Source organism: Parashewanella sp. 2304DJ23-3 (genome assembly GCF_056591695.1).
In genome coordinates, this window is sequence record NZ_JBWQOH010000002.1 from 124,056 (window position 1) to 145,504 (window position 21,449).

General features: G+C 38.5%; 20 protein-coding genes. 3 read left to right on the forward strand and 17 right to left on the reverse strand.

Annotated elements, in window-relative coordinates; translation table 11 throughout:
- Position 1: 1 nt before the first annotated feature.
- From AC1EU2_RS06445 to rfaH, 9 genes are all read right to left on the reverse strand, one after another.
- Positions 2–1,063, reverse strand: a complete 1,062-nt coding sequence (locus AC1EU2_RS06445; RefSeq protein WP_480297223.1) for a nucleotidyltransferase family protein — start codon at positions 1,061–1,063, stop codon at positions 2–4.
- Positions 1,060–1,716: an acetyltransferase gene (locus AC1EU2_RS06450; protein WP_480297225.1), complete on the reverse strand. Its 657-nt coding sequence runs from the start codon at positions 1,714–1,716 to the stop codon at positions 1,060–1,062. The genes AC1EU2_RS06445 and AC1EU2_RS06450 overlap by 4 nt, the downstream gene beginning before the upstream one ends.
- Positions 1,709–2,782, reverse strand: coding sequence for an N-acetylneuraminate synthase (neuB, locus tag AC1EU2_RS06455; protein ID WP_480297226.1), 1,074 nt, complete (start codon positions 2,780–2,782; stop codon positions 1,709–1,711). The genes AC1EU2_RS06450 and neuB overlap by 8 nt, the downstream gene beginning before the upstream one ends.
- A gap of 7 nt (positions 2,783–2,789) precedes the next feature.
- Positions 2,790–3,989: a UDP-N-acetylglucosamine 2-epimerase gene (neuC, locus tag AC1EU2_RS06460; RefSeq protein WP_480297227.1), complete on the reverse strand. Its 1,200-nt coding sequence runs from the start codon at positions 3,987–3,989 to the stop codon at positions 2,790–2,792.
- Between the two features lie 39 nt (positions 3,990–4,028).
- Positions 4,029–5,174 (reverse strand): LegC family aminotransferase, encoded by a 1,146-nt coding sequence (locus tag AC1EU2_RS06465; RefSeq protein WP_480297229.1) that lies wholly within the window; start codon positions 5,172–5,174, stop codon positions 4,029–4,031.
- Between the two features lie 51 nt (positions 5,175–5,225).
- A complete protein-coding gene (locus tag AC1EU2_RS06470; protein WP_480297231.1) occupies positions 5,226–6,416 on the reverse strand; it encodes a UDP-N-acetylglucosamine 4,6-dehydratase in 1,191 nt (396 codons plus the stop codon).
- Positions 6,417–6,601: 185 nt separating this feature from the next.
- Positions 6,602–7,552: a Wzz/FepE/Etk N-terminal domain-containing protein gene (locus AC1EU2_RS06475; RefSeq protein WP_480297233.1), complete on the reverse strand. Its 951-nt coding sequence runs from the start codon at positions 7,550–7,552 to the stop codon at positions 6,602–6,604.
- Between the two features lie 63 nt (positions 7,553–7,615).
- Positions 7,616–10,216 carry an SLBB domain-containing protein gene (locus tag AC1EU2_RS06480; protein ID WP_480297234.1) on the reverse strand — a complete coding sequence of 867 codons (2,601 nt, stop codon included), beginning with the start codon at positions 10,214–10,216 and terminating at the stop codon, positions 7,616–7,618.
- Positions 10,217–10,863: 647 nt separating this feature from the next.
- The gene (gene rfaH / locus AC1EU2_RS06485; protein ID WP_480297235.1) at positions 10,864–11,373 is read right to left on the reverse strand and encodes a transcription/translation regulatory transformer protein RfaH; all 510 of its coding nucleotides are present in this window, start codon (positions 11,371–11,373) and stop codon (positions 10,864–10,866) included.
- 494 nt (positions 11,374–11,867) lie between these two features.
- Here rfaH and AC1EU2_RS06490 point away from each other — a divergent pair, with 494 nt between their 5' ends.
- Positions 11,868–13,343, forward strand: a complete 1,476-nt coding sequence (locus tag AC1EU2_RS06490; RefSeq protein WP_480297236.1) for a peptide MFS transporter — start codon at positions 11,868–11,870, stop codon at positions 13,341–13,343.
- 122 nt (positions 13,344–13,465) lie between these two features.
- Here AC1EU2_RS06490 and AC1EU2_RS06495 read toward each other — a convergent pair whose 3' ends face one another.
- Positions 13,466–14,566: a response regulator gene (locus tag AC1EU2_RS06495; protein ID WP_480297237.1), complete on the reverse strand. Its 1,101-nt coding sequence runs from the start codon at positions 14,564–14,566 to the stop codon at positions 13,466–13,468.
- Positions 14,567–14,728: 162 nt separating this feature from the next.
- Positions 14,729–15,526: an MlaA family lipoprotein gene (locus AC1EU2_RS06500; RefSeq protein WP_480297238.1), complete on the reverse strand. Its 798-nt coding sequence runs from the start codon at positions 15,524–15,526 to the stop codon at positions 14,729–14,731.
- Between the two features lie 124 nt (positions 15,527–15,650).
- Here AC1EU2_RS06500 and AC1EU2_RS06505 point away from each other — a divergent pair, with 124 nt between their 5' ends.
- Together AC1EU2_RS06505 and AC1EU2_RS06510 are read left to right on the forward strand one after the other, a co-directional pair.
- Positions 15,651–17,078, forward strand: coding sequence for a hypothetical protein (locus tag AC1EU2_RS06505; RefSeq protein WP_480297239.1), 1,428 nt, complete (start codon positions 15,651–15,653; stop codon positions 17,076–17,078).
- A complete protein-coding gene (locus AC1EU2_RS06510; RefSeq protein ID WP_480297240.1) occupies positions 17,075–17,344 on the forward strand; it encodes an EscU/YscU/HrcU family type III secretion system export apparatus switch protein in 270 nt (89 codons plus the stop codon). The genes AC1EU2_RS06505 and AC1EU2_RS06510 overlap by 4 nt, the downstream gene beginning before the upstream one ends.
- 35 nt (positions 17,345–17,379) lie before the next feature.
- Here the strand turns inward: AC1EU2_RS06510 and AC1EU2_RS06515 are convergent, their stop codons facing one another.
- The 6 genes from AC1EU2_RS06515 to AC1EU2_RS06540 are packed head-to-tail and all read right to left on the reverse strand — an operon-like array spanning position 17,380 to position 21,391.
- A complete protein-coding gene (locus tag AC1EU2_RS06515; RefSeq protein ID WP_480297242.1) occupies positions 17,380–17,790 on the reverse strand; it encodes a DUF2802 domain-containing protein in 411 nt (136 codons plus the stop codon).
- A 42-nt stretch (positions 17,791–17,832) separates the two neighbouring features.
- Positions 17,833–18,324 carry a chemotaxis protein CheW gene (locus tag AC1EU2_RS06520; RefSeq protein ID WP_480297244.1) on the reverse strand — a complete coding sequence of 164 codons (492 nt, stop codon included), beginning with the start codon at positions 18,322–18,324 and terminating at the stop codon, positions 17,833–17,835.
- A gap of 7 nt (positions 18,325–18,331) precedes the next feature.
- A complete protein-coding gene (locus AC1EU2_RS06525) occupies positions 18,332–19,066 on the reverse strand; it encodes a chemotaxis protein CheW (RefSeq protein WP_480297245.1) in 735 nt (244 codons plus the stop codon).
- Positions 19,059–19,841 carry a ParA family protein gene (locus tag AC1EU2_RS06530; protein ID WP_480297246.1) on the reverse strand — a complete coding sequence of 261 codons (783 nt, stop codon included), beginning with the start codon at positions 19,839–19,841 and terminating at the stop codon, positions 19,059–19,061. Before AC1EU2_RS06530 ends, AC1EU2_RS06525 begins: the two co-directional genes overlap by 8 nt.
- 16 nt (positions 19,842–19,857) lie before the next feature.
- The gene (locus AC1EU2_RS06535; RefSeq protein ID WP_480297248.1) at positions 19,858–20,271 is read right to left on the reverse strand and encodes a hypothetical protein; all 414 of its coding nucleotides are present in this window, start codon (positions 20,269–20,271) and stop codon (positions 19,858–19,860) included.
- Positions 20,264–21,391, reverse strand: a complete 1,128-nt coding sequence (locus AC1EU2_RS06540; RefSeq protein ID WP_480297250.1) for a protein-glutamate methylesterase/protein-glutamine glutaminase — start codon at positions 21,389–21,391, stop codon at positions 20,264–20,266. The genes AC1EU2_RS06535 and AC1EU2_RS06540 overlap by 8 nt, the downstream gene beginning before the upstream one ends.
- Positions 21,392–21,449: the final 58 nt, after the last annotated feature.

Here is a 21,449-nt window from a genome sequence, read left to right on the forward strand (position 1 = left end):
ACTAATCAAGACCTAAGGTATGAATATCAACCTGAGCACGCTTAAAATCGTCCATCCGTCCAATGTCTAACCAATATTCATGTATTGGAAACATCAGAACTTTGTCTCTTTTAGTCATATGTTCTTCAAGCAGTGTTGGCATGTCTATTTTGTGATTTTTAGGAACAGACTGGATAACCTGCTGAGATACAACATATATTCCTGCATTAACGAAAAAACGTTGAATTGGTTTTTCAACCATGCTGGTTATCTTATTTCCCTCTCCATTGATGACTCCATATGGAATTTGATAGTCGTATTCCCTTACACACATGGTGGCATCGGCGTCTTGTTCGTTATGAAACTCAAGTAATCGCTGAAAATCAACATTCGTTAGCACATCACCATTTATCATAATTAAAGGCAAGTCTTTTGGCAGATTTTCTGGAAGCAAACCTAGTGCACCACCAGTCCCTAGCGGAGTATCCTCATAAACATACTGGATATTAACATTAAAATTTTCGCCACTTCCAAAGTGAGCTTTAATTTGCTCCGGCATGTAATGAGTAGAAATGATGAAGTTTGTAAAACCTGCTTTTATAAAACTCTGTATAACTGTCTCTAATATTGGCTTGTTACCTATTTTTAACATTGGTTTAGGACAATTATCGGTTAACGGGCGCAAGCGAGTACCAAAGCCACCAGCCATTATGAATACTGGATTAGCATAAGAAGGCTTATCCACCAAGGCACCATGTAGGGTTTCTAGCCCAACCAAAACATCGTTTTCTAAAAGAGGTATAAATAACAGATCATTTTCATTCATTAAACCAATTAAATCTGCTTTCTCTGTCATTATTTGAGCTGTGAGTGGGTTAGAGTTCATTACTTCAGACACAGGCGTATCAAGATTTTGACCATTAAGTAAAGCTCGACGAATGTCTCCATCAGTCACAACACCTAGTAGCTTTTGTTGCTGCCCTACAATCAATGCGGCTCGAAGTCCCACTGAGTCAATAATTGTAAGCGCATCTTTTATTGTTGCCAAAGGTGGCAAGATTGTTTTCTTCCAGAAATCTATCATTCTAGTACCGATTGTTTTATTTGATTTAGTGAAGAGTACACAAGTTGATTATTTTCAATGTCTTTCACAATTGTTGTGCCTGCCCCAACAATTGAATCTTCGCCTATTCTTATGCTTTGAATTATATTAGCACCAGCACCTACATAAACATTGTTTTTTGTAGTTACTTGGCCACAAAGTACCGCCTTTGGAGCAATATGATTATATTGCCCTATTTCGCAATCATGTTCTATCAGTGCTCCTGAATTAACAACGCTGTGAGCACCAATGTGTGTACCTGTATTTATAACTGCAGCAGGAAGTATTTGTCCTCCTTGCTCGATAACTGCATGTGTGGAAACGCAAGCATGTTCAGATATAACGGTTTCAAACTCATAACCTAGTGACAACAGTTTATCATTTACTAATCTTTTCGTATTCGATTTTGGCATCACCCCAATGCCATTAACAACACGAACTTGATGTGATTTATATTTTAAAATATCACTATCATTTGTAAAATGAGGGAAATCGGATAACAGTTTATTATTGATATCATCAGGACATATAACTGCGATAATTTCTCTTCCTTGTCCTAATAAAATATCAGCGAGAACAGAAGCATGCCCACCACCTCCAATCAAAACAATAGGAAACTTTGATTGATTACTCAAAAATAAGCTCCCCTACACTATAATCCTTAGTAGCTCTTTGTCCTGTTAACTTCCAATATAAGTAAGGCGACATTCCATTTCCAGGGCGTTTAATTGTCATATTTTGATTATCCAACAATTCCCCAGCCTTAATGTCTTCAAGAGCAACAATACTTTTTCTAGCAACAATCTTGTTTTTCACTTCTGAAACCGTTGGCGCCTTAACCTTTGAGCCTAGTGCTAGTTCAACTTGTCTGATAGCACTAACCATTGCACTCAATTCATCTGGCTCAAGCGAAGCCTTGTGATCTGGTCCTTCCATTTCATTGTCAAGAGTAAAGTGTTTTTCAACTAGAACTGCACCACGTGCAACAGCTGCAATAGGGATTGCTATACCCTGACTGTGATCGGAGTAACCCGCTGGTAAGTCAAACGAAGTGCCTAAAGTATCCATTGCTTTTAAGTTGATTTCTGCCATTGGTGCAGGATACTCTGTAGTACAGTGCAAAACGGTTACTTTAGCTTTTAATGCTTTTTGGCCTTCTTCGGATGCGTACGCTTGCTGAAATGCCTCTATTGATGGCTCAACACCTGATTCAGAAGTATACCCAAATGCAATGACACCTAATGCCATTTCTACTTCAGATAACGTCGCCATACCTGTTGAAACAATTAAATCACACTTTGTACGAGCATGTTCTAATACTAAAGGGGCATTTGTAATTTCACCAGAAGGGATTTTAAGCCTTGTCAGCCCTAAATTATTGACTAGAAAGTCTAAGCTTTCAGAATCAAATGCTGTTGATAAAAACTCTATACCCAAGAAATTACAATGCTCAATTAGTTTGTGGTGAACATCATACGACAACTCTAAACGACTTAGCATCGCTAGTTGTGATTCTTCTTTTTGTGTATTGGTGACTTGATAATCAGCTTGCTTTGCTTCAGATGTCACCAAGTTTTTAGCTTTGAATGTTTGAAACTTAACAATGTCAGCTCCAGCTTTATGAGCAGCATTCACCAATTCAAAGGCTAACTCTTCATTACCATTATGATTCACGCCCGCTTCTGCAATAATTAAAGTCACGCTATTCTCACTTCACATCATCAAAATTTAAATTATAAAAAGTTTTTTCCGGAATAAAATCTAACGACTTGATCATATCTATAACCTGACCACTCGTATTTCCTTGACCATACGGGTTAATAATCTTTTCATTTCTTTTTTTATAATCACCAGAAATAGCTGTTTCAATGGCTTTAATGATTTCCAATTTACTGGCATCAACTGTCAAAACACTCTTAGCTGCCAGACGCCCTTTTTGCCTAGAACCGATATTAATTGTAGGCACATCAAACGCTGGAACTTCTATAATTCCGCTAGAAGAATTTCCAATTACTGCTGACGAATGTTTAACTGCGCTTAAATAACGAACTTGGCCGAGAGACTTAATCGCTAGAATGCGTTCAGGGTTAGTTTGCGCATATTTTTCTAAAATAGGAATAATCTTTCGTCCTCCGTCATCGGCATTTGGATACGTCAAAATAACTTGATATCCCGGGAAAAAGTCAAGGGCATCAAGCATAGCTCGGAAACTTTCTTCAGGCGATTCATCGCTTAGCGTAACAGGGTGATATGTAACAACAAAGAATGGCTTTGATAAACAAAAATTTAATGAATCACTAAGTTCATTTACTTCCATGAGGTTAGAGCGTTTTAGATGGTCAAGACCAATTGCTCCAACATTCCTGACTCTCTCAGGTGATTCACCCAACTGAATTACTCTATTTCTATACTCTTCTGTTGAGGTACCGTGCAAGTAACTAAGTTTAGTAATAGCATGACGAATCGCATCATCATAAGCCCCTTCAGTCACTTCCCCGCCATGCAGATGGAGAATTGGTATGCGTAAAATCATTGCAGTTTGTGCTGCAGCTAAAGCTTCAAATCGATCACCTAAAATGACTAGTACATCTGGTTTTAATCGAGCAAGTGCATCAGTAAACCCTAATACGCCAAGTCCCATGCTCTTTGCTATTCCGACGGCTGAATCTGATGAAAGCAGAATTTCAATTTTTTCATCAATTTTAAAGCCATCATCTTCTATAGCTTTGTAAGTTTCACCAAACTCCGGAGATAAATGCATACCAGAAACCAGCAACTGCAAATGAAGTCCCGAATCATTCTCTATATCTTTTAACAGCCAGTAAAGAAGACCATATTCAGCTCTAGTACCGGAAAAAACAGCTACTTTCTTTAGCTCTTCCACAGAAGTCAAGATAGCGTTATTCATTTGAAATGTATTCCTATTGCCTACTCATCAACAGATGAGTTAAATAGTTATTGGGGTACTTGGTAGGTTAATTAGATGCGACTCTATATGTTCCGAATGGGATAAATCTCCACGAATCGAATTTTTAAACATTGGTAAACGATGCATTAACCGCCAAATAGGGCGAGTCATCACTCCTGCATCATTAGTACTTTTTAAGAGCTCATTTCGAGCTTCTGTTGAAGGGCATATAACTGCATTCAGCCAATAATTTGAACGAGCATATTCTGGCTCAATTACAAATTCATAATCACTTTCTTTAAAATATTCTTCATAGTGTTTTGCCAAAATACGTTTTTTCTCAATGTATTCCGATAATACTTCCATTTGAGCGCAGCCTAATGCTGCGTTCAAATTTGGCATACGATAGTTAAAGCCAGCTTCATCGTGATAAAACTCATAAGGATGGGGAACTTTAGCAGTGGTTGTTATATGCTTTGTATGCGTACCACTGTCGAGTGTTTGACACAATACTATACCACCACCACCAGTAGTAATTATTTTATTACCATTAAAGCTTAACGCCCCAAAATCTCCTAATGTACCCGTGTGTATCCCTTTGTAATAAGAACCTAAACTTTCAGCAGCATCCTCAACCAAAGCAATATTCCATTTTTTACAAACTATAATTAATTCATCTAACTCAACAGGGTGACCAAAAGTATGCATAGGTACAACCGCTCGAATGACTTTTTTAGTCTTTTTATGTATACAACCTGTTTCAGTCCGTTGTGCATACTCGATTAAAAACTCGTCCAAAGCATTAGGGCATAAACCTAAACTTTTCGGTGAAACGTCTACAAAAATAGGTTCTGCGCCCATATGGTGTAATGCATTACAAGTTGCGACAAAAGTAAGAGCCTGCGTAATAACGTAATCACCTTGTTGAACACCTGCCATATAAAGCGCTGCATGCAAAGCCGCTGTGCCATTCACTGTTGCAACGGCTTTAGCCGTTCCAGTGAAATTCTCAATCTTACTTTCGAATTCATCTACAAACTTGCCGACACTTGAAACAAATGTACTGTTAATCGTTTCTGTAACGTAATTCAGCTCATTTCCATTGAAAGTTGGCGCATGCAGTGGAATAAATTCGGTGGTTTTGTATATATCACGGATATATTCAGCAATCGTTGTTTGGCTCATTACACACTTCTTTGGTTAATTAACAGTCTTACTTTCAGTAGTGAATCGTCACTACATCTTGCCGTCAAGGTACTTACCCGTTTCTTTATGTCCAAAATCAGGGATCATTTTAAAAAAGAGCTCTACTAATTCATCTTTGTTCCAAGAACCGTTAGATTTCATTTTTTTAATTTGACTTTCGAATAACTCAAGCAGTTCTTTTTCATATGACGGTGTATTCTTGATGATGCCTAGGTTGTCGTAACGCGCCATATCAAGCGTTTCATTATTAGTATAAAACTCTTCAAAATCTTTCTCACCTGTGGTGTCACTAGAGGTGAAGAAGCAAGGCCACTTTCCTTGCGCAGGTAAAGTGTGTACAAGCTCTCTTGCTTCATCTTCATCAGAACATAAATAAGGCTCATAACCCTGTTGCTGTAAATATTTGACGGCAATGTCTGCAAATGAAATAAGATCTAGTGCTTCACTTAGTTTTGGAAAAAATATGTCTCGGTTATCCCCAAAAATGCACGACATAAGACACAGTTCTCCAGACTCTTGAGGCGTTACAAAATATCTTTTGATGTCATTTGGAGCGACTATGGGCTGATGTTTTTGAATTCGCTGATTAAACCCATGTAATAGTGAGCCGTCGGAAAATGCGACATTCGCAAATCGAGCAGTCGAAATCGACATATTTTCGCTTTTTCGCATTAGAAACATTTCCATAATACGTTTGGAAGCCCCCATCATGTTGACAGGGTTTGCAGCTTTATCAGTCGAAACACAAAAATATTTTTTTGCACCTGCATCAATAGATTGCTGTATTGTTTTATCCGTATTAAATACGTTTACATCAATCATTCTCATTAAGGTAAATGGATCTTTTTCACTGCGAACATGCTTCAGTGCAGAAAGATTCAGCACATAATCATACTCTCCATCTGACTTAACAAAAGCATCATACTCAACAGAACCAATGTCTAAAGCAAACGTTTGAAAGTCACCATTAATGTAACCCAAAGAGCTTCTGATATCTCTGACTAGCTCGACCATGTTGTTTTCACTAATATCTACAACATGCAGTTTTTTCGGTTGACGCTTGAAGATTTCTTTTGTCACAGCTTGACCGATTGACCCTGCACCACCCAATACCAAGAATTTAGAATCTGCTACAATTTTCTTTAACTCCCCTTCATTAGCATTTATATCTGTCGAAAAGAGTGCTTTTTCACGACCAATAAGTGGCAAAATACTGCTCATTTAAGAAATCCCTAACTTCAATTTATTGACATTTGTCAACTTTCAATCTCAAACTTTTTGCTTGCCTGAGACCTTATTTATTCATTTTCAGACACTCATGTCGAGCTATCTACTTGTAAACTATTGAAAAGGCACTTTTAGCGTTTCCCCTCGACAACAGTTGGCTCAATTTTTTTATTTTCTATTTAATCTTTATTGCGGAATGCGAATCTGATAAGAACGAATCCAACACTTAATAACCCTCCCAAAAAGGTACCCAAAACACAAATTAAAGCTCTTTTAGGTTTTGATTTTTCTTCCGGGACTAACGCTGGATCAAGAGTCTTAAACACATATTCATCACGTACTTTTGAAAACATAATAGTTTTGGTTTGCTCTTCAACTAGATTGAACAGAACATTACGAATATCAGCTACTTTAGTCTGTCTTAATTCACTTTTTAAGAAGTTAATGCTTTTGTTTGCTTCTTCAACATCACGCTTTTTCATTTCAGCATTGATATCTTCCACCAGCCACTTAACCCATTGCTGCGCAATATATGGTGACTGGTGTTCAATTGAAATAGTCACCATTCCAGTATCTTTAGCAGAGTTGATACTTATATTTTTTGAAAATTCTTTATAAGCTTCCTGCATTGAAGGCTTAGGAAGCTTTGGCAGTTTGACCTCTCGTACCCATTTTTGACTTGTAACATCATAAAGCTCTGGATCATAAATTAACTTATTTTTTGCTCTGTCCCATTTTTCAACAGCCATTAGGTCGGGGAGAGTATTATGCTTCTTAATGAAATTACTGGTGAACTCACGTGATTTTAGAATCTGAATTGCCAGTTGACTTTTATCTCCACTGGCGCCACCGCCCAAATTAATTCCGGCTAGGCTCGCTAAACCGCCGAACTGCCCAGCTAATGCAGATAACCCGCCGCCTTGTTTCTCAGAAACCGGTGAAAGTAACGCTTCTGACTTATAAATATTTGGCTGCATTAACGCAAAAATAACAGATCCTATTGCGAAGATTGTTGTGGTTGCAATAATCAGCCATCTCCCTTTCCAAATAACAGAAAAGAGTTCTTTTAAATCTATTTCATCATCAGCCACGAAATTGTGTGAAAGCTGTGTGTTTGTTTTGTTTTCCATGATTTTTTTTAAATCTTAATTAAGGCACTAGATGTCCGATTTTTTGGACATAACGAGCTGAGGTTAATTATTAATTCTCGCAATAGATGCTACAGCAACCGCACTGTTATAGATGACACTTGTTACCTGCTGCCATACTGTTAGAGTGTCTTTGTACTCAGTATCAAGTGGCACAATGATCGTGTCGCCCGGCATCATTTGTGTGCCGTTTGAGAACCATGTTTCATTCGGAAAAATTACTGAGCCATTGGCGCGAAGAATATAACTTCTGCCATCATCAGCTCGTTTACGTGGTCCGCCTGCCATTTCTAAATATTGTTCAAATGTATCTTGTGGGATGTATCGATGTGTACTTGGGTATTGTACTTGCCCCATAACTGATACAGTCTGATTTTGTGCTGGAATATACAGTTCATCATCAGCTTGCATTTGAATGTCAGCGTTTTTATTACCAGTTATGATACCGTTCAAATCAATACTTAACCGACCGAGAATTTCTATATTTTCAAGCTGATTAAGCATCAGTTGTGCCTGCTCAAAACTAATACTTCCACCATCTTTAGTCAGTGCTTTTGCTGCTATTTCACGGCGAAGCTCATCAGCTAACTTTCTAACTTGTTCTTTCTCTTTACCTTTAACTGAGTCACGTAAGAAAATAGCACCATATGGAAAGGCATCATGAGTTAATCCACCTGCTCTTTCTAGCAAATCTTGCATGGTTTCGCCACGCTGAATGCTGTAAGTACCAGGGAAACGAACTTCACCTTTTACCGTGACCCAACGTGTTTCTTGCCAATCGGGTAATGTACGAATGGTTAATATGTCACGTGATTGAAGCTTCACGTTTTGACTTACATCTTTTTCAAGTGCTTTACTGATGTTGATGGCTTTGTGAATAATTGATACACCCACTTCAGGGTTCACAACTTGTCGAGTGAGCTCTGCTGAAAGGGTGTAACTGCCTTCATCTAAGCCACCTGCAGCAGCAAGCAAATCTACAACTTTATTTTTATCCGTTAATGGATATACACCAGGAAAGCGCACATTACCATTAACTTCCACCAGTTGTGACGCTTCTCCTAGTCGAGTTTGTTTTCTTAGTTTTTCAATGAGCGATGCCAGCTGCTCTTCACGTTCAGCGTATTTGAAAATGATTATTTGATCGCGAGGCTTTAAGGCCAGGTCATCTTTTGAATCTGGTTGATTAATAGCCTTACCAATAGAAAATTGTTTAACTTTAATATCACCATGAGCATTAACTTGGCGAAGAACGAGTGCGTAATCTAAATCTGCAGTTGCATCAAGTGCCCCCCAAATTGAAGAAAAGAGGCTAGAAACTTTAATTCCATCCTTCCACTGATATTGCCCAGGGCGAATTACAGCCCCAACAACATCAATCGAATTATCGATACGCTCAGATGAAGAATTGACATAAACAATATCACCGTCTCTTACTGCCTCATACTTACCGGCTTTTGAATTCAAGTTTAATGACAGAACGGTTTTTAGGTGGTTGTCATTGAAGCGTTCAACAGAAATAGCTTTAGGGTAACCAGAAGCTTTAAGACCACTCGCCATTTTAATAACATCAGCTAGTGTTTCTTTTCCCTTAAGCTCATAGATGGCCGGACGGCGGACTTCACCATCAACCGTTGCGTAAGCTTTTGCAGCAGGAATAAACACAACATCACCTGACTGCAAACGTAAGTCGTTAGACGTATCACCGTTAAGCAACAAATCGTAAAGGTCAAGTTGACCGACAAGTTTTCCACTGCGCTTTAATTGAATATTTCTTAATGAACCTATGTCACTCAGACCGCCTGAAACATACAATGCTTGAGTGATAGTAGCTAGGCTCGATACGGTATAAGTACCTGGTTTATAAGCTTCACCTGCGATGAAAATTCGAATTGAGCGTAATTCTCCCATGCTGATGTTCGAGTCAACACCAATCATGCTGTTACTAATTTTTGATTTTAATAATTGCTTAGCTTCAATGAAACTGAGGCCGACCAATGAAATGGGACCAAGATCAGGAAATTGAACACTGCCATTTCGCTGAACAACTAATTGGTAGTCATTGTTTTCTTTACCATATAACTGAACATTGATGGTGTCACCCGGCCCCACCATATAATCAGCTGGGACAGGAACATCAGAGACGGGTGCAAAAGTGGTCGGCTCGCCTGCAAACATATCTAACCCGAATACTTTCAATTCTGGTTTAGGTTGTTCTTCTGAGTCTTGCTCTTCTATTACTAACTCGCCATCGTCATTTAGTATAAGCTTTTTAGTTATTTGCTTATCTTTACAAAATTCTAAACTGACTTTTTTGTCTGTTTCACTTTTTTTAAGGAGCGCTTCATCGTATCTATCTTTTTCAGCAAGATAATCGTCGTACTCGACACATTCACCCGTAAACAATTCACTTCTAGGGTTAACTAATTTTGAAGTTGTGTCTACTTCTTGATTAGCATTGTTGTTACCTGTTAATACAGAAACATCAATTCCATACTGCTTAGCGAGCTTTACTTGTTCTGATTTTGGCAGTTGCTTGAATTGCTCGATCATTTGTGGCGATGGTGTGACCGCCATAGCTTGAGTTCCCCCCAAGGCTACAACGGTAAGTCCGGCGGCAATGAGTGATTTTGCTTTTGGAAACACGTGTTATCTCCGTATTAGTATGGTGTTGTTCTGTTAGAAGTATTTAATGAATCTGCTGATGTCACTCCTACGAAAGCAGGATTTTAGTAACTTTGTATTTTCAAAAAAAGCCATTAAATACTTGCTTTCTCAGCAATGATATAAAAAAGAGACATACCTCATGTGGCGAGCCAGAGGCCCTTCGGCGTTAGCTAATAGAGTGAAACTGTTCACTCTATTGCCTTTCAGGTGCTATGGATAAAGCTTTCAAATGACATGCTTTGCATGTCACACACTACCGAACCGCATGGCGGGCCAGAGGCCCTTCGGCGTTAGCTAATAGAGTGAAACTGTTCACTCTATTGCCTTTCAGGTGCTATGGATAAAACTTCCAATGACATGCTTTGCATGTCGCACACTACCGATCCGCGTGGCGGGCCTGAGGCCCTTCGGCGTTAGCTAATAGAGTGAAACTGTTCACTCTATTGCCTTTCAGGCACGCTACCGCCCATGGATTTCGGCTTCCAACTTGCCCTTCATCATTTTATATTCAGTTAAATCTGGGATTTTTCTTCCACTGAAATTTTACATTATTAAAACTTAATTTTAATAAATTGGCGCCTATTAAAGATCATTCTGGAGGTGTTTGCAAAGGATAGTGTCACAATTTAAACAGTAATTTTTTCTACCATTTCACTTGCAACATTTACCCGTTTCATTTTCCCTAAAATATTCAATAAGACAAAGCATCTTTTCTCTCCTGATGCTTCATCAAAAATCCCTTCAACTTCTGCAAATGGTCCTTCTGAAAAGCGAACTTTGTCGCCTTTTTGTATCTCGTCTGACGTTTCTGGTTCAGAATTCGAGAGCTCAGCCAATTTGATTTTGATACGAGTAATTAATTCTGGATCGAGCGGCAACATATCTTCTTTTACACCGACAATTTGATTCACACCACGAGTGGAATGAACACGACTCACAGGAAATTGTTGTGGATCAAAGTTGATAAAAAGATAGTTGGGAAATAGAGGAACTTGCGTGTTCTGAATCTTCCCTGTTCGCTGTTTCTTACTTTCAGTAATTAAAGGAAGATAGGTTTCGACACCTTGCAATTCTAGGTTTTGTTTAGCTCGAATTTCATTTCGAGGCTTACAATATAACAAATACCAAGCTTTCATTGCTTATCCTATTAAACTAATAGCGTAGACATCCTTTATCGAGAAGGGATAATATCAAAAATCTGGAACGCTAAAAAGCTAATATTAATTTATCAATAACGAATGCCCAATATATATACTACCTTCTAACTTTCTTTGTTTCATACTAAATACTAAATAACATAAAAGTCATACTGTTATAGCTGCTTCTTCCTTTATTAAAATTAAATTCAACTTCTGATACAACTTTGTCATTGTGTTTGTGACACCACTCACCTCGTTCACTTTTTCACCACCTACGGTTACAAAATTGACTTTAGTTCAACAGAAAAGGTATATACAATGTGATTTCAACAAAATTACAAACTCACTGACTAATTGTTTAACAATTTACGGTAATGCTGGAGCAACTGGCAAATATCGAAAAGGTGACATAAAAGCAGTTAATAAAAATTAGTATGCGGTAGTCTACTTTTTTCGCATACAAACAATCACGAGCTTAAGGTGGAATTTAAATGAGTGCAGCAAAACCTCAGGGAACAATGCTGGGACATCCAAAAGGATTATTCCTGTTGTTCACAACTGAAATGTGGGAGCGTTTCAGTTACTATGCGATGAGAGCCATTCTTGTACTTTATCTAGTGGATAAAGTTCAATCTGAAGGTGGTAATGGTCTTGGTTGGAACCAAGCAGATGCAATCTCTTTATACGGTACTTTTACAGGTTTAGTCTATTTAACACCACTTTTAGGTGGTTGGATTGCAGATAACCTTCTTGGACAACGTAAAACCATCATGATTGGTGGTGCACTGATGGCCTTGGGTCAATTTACGCTTGCCTTCCCTCACTCAATGGTTCCTGGCCTTGAAACTGAAATGTTCTACCTTGGTTTGTTTACACTGATCATAGGTAACGGTTTATTTAAACCAAACATTTCAACCATGGTTGGTGACTTATACGAAGAAGGCGATCATCGTCGTGATGGTGCATTCACCATCTTCTATATGGGTATCAACTTAGGTGCATTCTTAGGTGCTATCGTAGTTGGTTCGATCGTGGCTTACTACGATGGTAACTATCAAGTTGGCTTCTTAACTGCTGGTATTGGTATGATTTTATCTTTGATCATACAGATGGTTTTTGCACAAAAACTATTGGGTGATATTGGTAATGTTCCAGCCGCAAAACTTGAGAAAGAACGTAATGCTAGCAATGGTAATACGCGTAAAGAGCCTCTAACTAAAATAGAACGTGACCGTATCAAAGTGATTATGGTTATGGGTTTATTCACCATTATCTTCTGGGCTGGTTTTGAACAAGCTGGCGGTTTGATGAATTTATTCACCAACGACTTTACTGACAGAATGCTAGGTAGTTTTGAAGTACCTACAACTTGGTTCCAGTCTCTTAATGCACTTTTCATTGTTATTTTTGCACCAGTAATCGCTTCTATTTGGATAAAGCTTGGTAGTAAAGAGCCAAACTCTCCAGTTAAGTTTGCTTTAGCCTTGTTCTTCCTAGCCGTTGGTTTCTTATTCATGATCGGTGCTGTTCTTGAATTAGGTGGTGACGCTGGCGGTAAGTCAAGCATGTGGTGGTTAGTGGGTGCATACTTCTTCCACACAATTGGTGAATTGTGTCTGTCTCCAATTGGCTTATCAATGGTAACTAAACTTGCTCCTCTCAGAATTATGTCTCTGATGATGGGTGCTTGGTTCCTATTTATTGCTGCTGCAAACAAAATTGGTGGTGTTGTTGGTTCATTCATCGGCCATGATGGTACGGTTGAAGAACAACTTGCTAATGCGATGGGTATCTTCTCTGGTATTGCTATCGTATCTGTTGTTTCAGGCGTTATCCTTTACTTTATGGCTGACAAGCTTGTTGATTGGATGCACGGTGCTGAAGATGCAGACCATGCACACACAACAACTGAAGCGATTGAAGAAGAAATTGCAGTAACAGCTGAACATGAAGCTATTAAGCATTAATATCTGATTTAATGCAGCTGAAATAAAAAACGCCTCAAATGAGGCGTTTTTTATTTCTTAAAATATATTACTAATGACATCTTAAATTATTAGAAACTATGAAAGACAGTAACTGAACGTACCTAAAGTCTTAACTCAATATATCCACCCGATGGCACGTCATTATTTTGTACAAGACCAACAAATTGGTTGTTTAACAATAAAGGTTTATGTTCAGGATTACTCGTTGAAATGCACAAGTGTTCACCACGATTTAACGTCCGATACTGAGTACTTGTTTTTCCCCAGTTATTCATACCTAACTGTAAGGTATCTGATAACGCTAATGGCATTAAACCTTCAGTATTTCTGAGGTAGCACCTTAATCCTTGCCCAGCTTGTGCAATTGCGGTTCGGTAACTTCTTAAATCCACTGTAACGTAAATCATATCAATAAAGATATCTAAGCCAGACTTTGCAATGCGATCATTTAAGTAACTCAGCATATTGAAGGGCTCAATCACTGATTGACTCTTTCCCATTCTAAATGCTTTGAGCTTTTGATTTACTAAGCTCCGTAATAACACACTTGCAAAGCCTGCTCTGTCATCTTCCGGTTGGAAGTGAGCCATGTACATGAGTAAGTGCTGTTCGCCTACTAATGTGGAGTCAATCAAATAACTACTGACATCTTCTTTTTTAAATAAGCTATAGCAGACATCTGCGGCAGGATAATTAATTTCAGCAGCTGGAAATAACTGTTGTTGAATACAATTGACCGCTTCGACACTCTCTTCAACGTACTCTAAATTACTTTGAAACTCTTCATAAGCCAATTCATCAACGATTTCAGAAGGTATATCATCAGACTTATCAGATAGACATTGCTGTATGGCGTGTTCAACAACGTATAAATCATCAATCGGTTTAATTAGATAATCGCTGGCTCCGATTCTTAGTGCTTCAACTACATCTGTCATGACATTATTCCCTGACAACACAATAGAGGGAATTGATGCATTAATATCTGTGAGTGATTTGAGAAGCTCTAAACCATTCAGCTCAGGGGAAGAAAGATCGATTAATATGAGATCAAATCGATGCTTTTTGAAGTAAGATAGCGCTTTATTATCGTCCTCGGCGACAGAGACGTTAGCCCCTTGCCGAGAAAGAAATTCAAAAGTATTAGAACGAAACTTTGACTCTTGTTCAATAAACAAGATAGAAACATCATTTAGCGCCATTTTCTCACCTTAATTCAATTGGTGAATGTTTATCCGTAAACAAGCATTCCCTAAACTTCTTTTTTTTGATGTCATTATGCTTTGTAGAACTTCTTTTCATCCCTTAGAAGCTCCACAATTTGTATACAGTATTTAACTTATAACACCAGTATTGATGTTTCGCTAATTTAATTCATCAAGATAATCATTAATGAGCTCATCATCACCCTGTTTTTGGGTAACCTTTCCATCATGAAGTTTAAAATCAAGATTTTGCAGATAAGCATCTTTTACAAATGTGTATGGATCTAATGCATTATCGAGGAGTTTTTCTTGAGGTATCGCCTTAACGCGTGTGTTTATACCATCTAAGCCTACTTTGGCCACTTTCTGCCAGAAGTTTAAATCCGAAAGTGGAAAATAAAGGTCATCAACCCAATTACTTGCTAATTCTCGAGTCACTGTCGGGCCATATGCTGGCAACATAAAATACGGTCCATTCGGAACACCGTAATACCCTAAAACTTCAGCAAACTCATCCTGCTTTCTTGGTAACCCCATTTTATCTGCAACATCTACTAAACCTAATATGCCAAATGTAGAGTTAATCGTAAAACGGCCCCCGGCATTCAATGCCCATTTCCATTTACCTTGTAAAGTGTTATTCACTAAAGAGGAAGGCTCATCTAAATTGTGCACAAAATTATCGACACCATCTTGCATGAAGTTCGGCACATAATCATTGTAGCCATGTGCAACAGGCCTCAAAACATACTTGTCTAGGTAGTTGTAGTTGAGATTCCACATAGCTCTGTTAAAGCCTTCAAAAGGATCTCTGTCATCCATATACTTTACTTCAGCTTCAGCCTTTTCTTTTTGTGGCTCTGCATGAGTATCTTCTTTGTTTTTCTCTGCAGAGTGAGCGAGACCTGTAAATGATATCGATGTGATAGCAACTACCAATGCAAGATTAAGTTTCATGAATTTCTTGGTTTCCAATATTATTAGCTGAATAAATTATAAGTAATTTTAACATTTGATAAAATCACTTTATTTCTAATTCAATGAGTCGATATATATACAAAGTAATACCAATAGAGTAATTATGACAAATTTTAATGGTGTCTCGCCGTCTGAGTTCAATTCTGTGCCGAAGAAGAGTCACTCTCTCTCGCAACTTTCTTTACAAAAACTCAGCACTCCTCAGTTAACAGGTCGTCAGCCTCTGACATTGAATGGAGCACACTACTTTATTGACCCGTTATTACTGCCAAAGGTTTCATCATCGATCACATTTGCAACATCTCAAGCAAACACCCAAGCTCGTGATCTCTTGGTGTTTTCCCCTGGTTCTTTTCAAAATCTGTCTCTGACACCGCAGTTCCAGCGACTTTTAATGGCATTGCCTCAATTACCTGAGCATTCTGCTTTGCATTTTCTTGGGTTCGGTAATGTGAAAGGCTGCTACTTGTATTTTTGCGGTAAAAAGTTTCAGATCAAAGAGAAAGCATTCAATGATAAAACCGTAATGGTCGAATTTGAGTCATCCAGCAAGCAAGTTAAGCTAACAACAATGCATTTAGTTGCCTCGTTACCCTTGATAGAAGCATCAAGCTTGCCTGTTTCGCTTAACCAAGCACAAGGAAACCTTAATCACTCTTATTTTTCTCTACTTAATTCTTTATTTAACAGAGTGACTCAACGTCATAGCCACAATTTAGAGTTATCACTTTCCAATAATCGGCTAATGAAACGCATTAAACATTTGGGTGCAAGTCGTTCTCAAAGTCGATTAACTCAACAAAATGTCCACGATACAGCTGCACTAGCGAATACACTAAATACTCCGCATTTGGCAAACCTACGCTCTTGGCGCAACCTTCAATCGGAGTTATCTGACATATCAGTATTTAAACCTACTGATACAAGTAACAGCACGACTTTATCTTTCGCTCATTCCATAAAGTTTATCTGGCAACTATTGCTGCTTAAAAGTGACAATTCCATGGCGAGTAGTCAATCAATTCAGACATTAAAGCAGAGTTTATATTGCCAACAGTTATCTGATTTAGAAAAGATATTTGATGTTGATGATTTACACATTTTTGACAAAATCAAAAATAAAATCATACAGTATCAATCAGCATCTAACTTCTCTGATGATAAAACATCTTGGTTCTTTGGTTTGCCTTATTGGCAACAGAATCAACTTGAATACTTTGAGGGCCATTATCAGCAGGAAAGAAATAATAACAATGATGATGAAATGCATGCTTGGAAACTCACACTTAAGTTCAACATCAGCTTAGGCTCATTACTGGTTACGGTTAAAAGTAGCAACTTACAAGAACTCAGCATAGAGTTATCTTCCAATCACTCTGCGGTTATCGACAAAATTAACAGATTAAAAAATCATCTCACATCAAAAATCGAACCGATAGGTTTTACCGTGAATTCAATAAACATTATTCAACAACCGATACCAATAAGCTTATTAGAAGATGTAAACGCATTCATTAAGGTTTCAACATGACCAAAGAGCAAAAACAAGCTACAGCACTTACGTATAATGGAAAGGGTGCGCCCTTCGTATCAGCTAAAGGTAAAGGTGTCATCGCTGCTGATATTATTGCATTGGCAGAACAGGCTGGGGTACATATACATCAAGACAAGCATTTGAGTGATTTTTTGCAAACGCTAGATTTAGGCGAAGAAATTCCTGAAGAACTTTACCGCTTGATCGCTGAAATTTTATCGTTTGTTTATATGCTTGAAGGAAAAGATCCTAGAGATATGTAATACCCAATATTAGTGGGCATTACATAGAGAAACGCTTACGCTTCTTGTTTCGAACCATGCAATCGAATCAATAGCTCTGCTTCCGCACGTGGTAACTCACATTCTGCAACAATTTCCTTGATATCAGCACCAAGTGAAACCATTTTCATTGCTCGAGTATACATTCTTGATTGCGGTTCTTCTTGCTCAGCTTCATCCAGTCGAGCTTCATATTGTTTTAACTTTTTTTCGAGTTCAATAACTCGACGCCCAACCCCAATCGTTCCATTACGGAGCTCTTGAAGCTCTTTCTTAAAGATATCTCTTTGTTTCTCAGTATCTTTAACCAGTGTGGTTAACGCATCAACTTTAGAACGTTGCTTGCCTATTTGTTTTTGTAAATATAAAACGAGACCAAGACAAGCAGTGGCATAAAACAAGGCTGCAATTAATAACTCATTTCCCATTATTTACGCCAGCTCCCTAATAAAAGTACGTCACAAACTGAATTATAGTTGAGCGATTTCATTCCACTCTTCATCTGATAGAAGTTTATCAAGATCAACCAAAATTAATAGCTCTTCACCGCGGTTACTTACGCCCTGAATAAACTTAGCACTTTCTTCAGTTCCTACGTTAGGCGCATTATCAATTTCAGACCCCTTAAGATATACCACTTCAGCTACGCTATCGACAAGAATACCAATAACTTGCTTCTCGGCTTCAATAATCACAATACGCGTCGCATCATCAACTTCAGAGCTCGGTAAACCAAAGCGTGCACGTGTATCAATAACGGTAACGACATTACCACGTAGGTTAATAATACCCAACACATAGTGAGGTGCACCAGGTACAGGCGCAATTTCGCTATAGCGTAAAACTTCTTGGACTTGCATTACATTGATGCCATAGGTTTCATTATCAAGCCTAAATGTCACCCATTGCAGCACTGAATCATCCTTGCTGGCAGATACAGCTAAATTTTTTGAATCTGTCATAGTTACCTCAATTAATCGAATCTTGACAATTTAGACCCTTACCTAACATTTGGATCAAAGCATCAACATTTAAAATTCCGCACATTCTATCTTTGACGACGCCAGCAAGCCATGGTCTTTTTCCTGTTTTTTGGCGCCAGTTCACTTTTGACTTATCAATGGTGTCAGCGCTTATGAGTGATTCACACGCTAGTCCCCAATCACTGCCCTCTAATAATACAACATACTGGTAACTTATGCTGGCTTTAAGTTCATCAGTATATTTTTCAGGCATGACCCAAGCAGCGGTATCAACCACGTTTACATTTTGCTCACGATTGGTTTGCACACCACGAAACCAAGTAGGTCTTCCCGGTATATTGGTATAATTGGCAGAGTTAATAATCCCACCAAGGTTCACCAAAGGAACCGCCAGTACTAAACCTGCGACAGAAAAGTATAAGACCTGAAATTCTTCATCTAATATATCGGCAAGAAGTGGCTTTGTTTCAGGTTTTATTTCAACTTTTTCAACGATTACTTCTTCTGTTGCAAGTGAGACTTCTGTTTTATCAGTAAATTCATTTATTACTGTTGTCGTCACAGTTGGAATCGTGGATAGTAACGCTTGTAACTCTTGATCCTTTTGTTGTTTGATTTCTTTTTCTTCAGGCTCAGCAAAATCAAGCTTCTGACTTGAATTAGAATCTTTTAAAAGAACAGAAAAGAAATCAACAACGGTATCATCAACTTTATTAACCATTACCCACACTCTTTGAATCTAGATAAGTTAATAAGTTACTGTATGCCTTAACACCTCGACTTTTAGATGCGTAATGCGAAGCTGGCAAATGTGCCAAACTTGCGTCACGAAACTTGGTATCGACGGGAATGACATTCGGCCAAAGTGTGTTTTTATAGTTTTCTTGTAACTCCCTTAGTGCTTGCGGAGAAGCTTTTGTTCTTTTATCGAACATCGTTGGCACGATAGTATATTGATAGCGAGTATTTTGAGAACGCCCCATCAACACCATGGTTTTCACCATTCGATTTAAGCCTTTTAATGCTAAAAACTCCGTTTGAACGGGAATAATAATATGCTCACAACACGCTAAAGCATTCACCATTAACACGCCAAGTACAGGTGGACAATCCACAAGCACATAATCGTAATTATTTTCAATTAAGGCTAAAATTCGCTTTAGTACCAGCCCCATGCCATCAACATGACCTAATTTTCTATCCACTGTAGCCAAAGCCATCGTTGCAGGAAGTAAATCTAAATGTTCGACTGAGGTGGGCACAATTTGGCAGGTGATTTTATCAACTGTGAGTTGATCGTGAGCTTCAAATAAATCGTAAAGAGAGCCTGGGACTTCTTCAGGATCTACACCTAAGTAATATCCCAGTGAAGCATGGGGATCGGTATCAATAACCAATACTCGTTTACCCTGCTTTACTAATACACCTGCAAGGGTCACGACGGTCGTTGTCTTACCTACACCGCCTTTTTGATTAGCTATAGTCCAAACTTTCACTTAGGGATTCCCGCAGTTATTCTTGTCTCGTTGTTACCCTAATCCCACCATGAGGTAACTTGTAGGTTTTGATATCTTTACTACCAAAGTCAGTTACCGAAGCTTGAACTTTAGTTTGCTCTATCTTCTTTTCAGAAGATGTTGGCTTCGGTTTAACAACATCCTGGTTGTTCATATCATTACTTTTTTTGTGCTTTAGCAGAGAATCTATCGATTCAGGATGAGATTTTAGCCACTCACTCAGTGCATCAGCTTGATTATCAGGTACCATCAACAAAATTTGTGATTCCCTCAGTGATTTAACCTCATTTTTTAAATTCGAATTTTTATTTCTTAGATCAAAATATAGCGCAGAAACAGATAAAAAAGCTGTCGTTAATAAAAATAACGCCAGCTTAAGATAAATCCCGCCTGAACTCCTGCTAGCCACTGGCTGACTCTTTTAAAATAGCATCAGCCATGCTATCAAGCGGAATAGATTTGCTTGATAAGCCCGCATTAGTTACCGCTTGCGGCATACCATAAACGACACAGCTGGCTTCATCTTGAGCCCAAATAGTAGAACCTGCAGATTTAAGTAGCCTTGCGCCTTCTCTTCCGTCAGCTCCCATCCCAGTAAGCACAACTGAAAGTACATCACCTGCAAATGATTTGGCTGCTGAAGCAAAGGTGATGTCTACGCTAGGTTTGTAGTTCATCTCTTCTTTACCTGCTAAGACTTTTAAACGCCCATGAGAACCACTTCTGTCCACCATCATCTGCATGCCACCAGGTGCTAAATAAGCGCAACCCGGTTTTAATAGATCGCCATTTTCAGCTTCTTTGACTTCGATTTTGCACAAGCTGTTTAATCGACCAGCAAAAGCAGGTGTGAACGCTGCTGGCATATGTTGAACAAGTAAAATTGGATGCGGATAATTCGCAGGAATTTGAGTTAGAATTCGTTGCAAAGCAACCGGACCACCCGTTGAAGTACCAATGACCAACAATTTATAACGTTTGCCGCTGGCTTTTATAACCACTTTTGGTGCAGGAGTATCTTCTACATCCGTTTTAGCACCAACAGTTGAAAAGCGCTGACTTAACGGTCGGGTTGTCGGTTTTATTTCAGCTTTTTTTGTTATTGGCGTTCGTGGCATTCGTCTGAATAAACGACGCTGCCCTAACTCTTTTACTTTTTGCTGTAATAGACGTATCGCTTCATCACGATTGGTCGCAATATCTTCAAATTTCTTTGGTAAAAAGTCCAATGCACCCGCATCTAATGCATCAAGCGTTGCTTGTGCACCATCGTGAGTAAGTGAAGAAAACATCAGAATCGGCGTAGGGTTTTCCGCCATAATTTCTCTAACTGCAGTGATACCGTCCATGATCGGCATTTCGATATCCATGGTGATCACGTTCGGTTTAAGCTCTGCAACCTTTTTTGTTGCATCCAAACCATTAGTGGCAGCTCCAACGACTTCCAGTCTTGGATCTTGGGAGAGTATTTCACTGACTCGACGTCGAAAAAAACTTGAATCATCGACGACTAAAACTTTAATAGTCATTTAAATCCTTTTAGATACAAAAGCACCTGATTTTTCAGGCGCTTATCATTTTTCTATT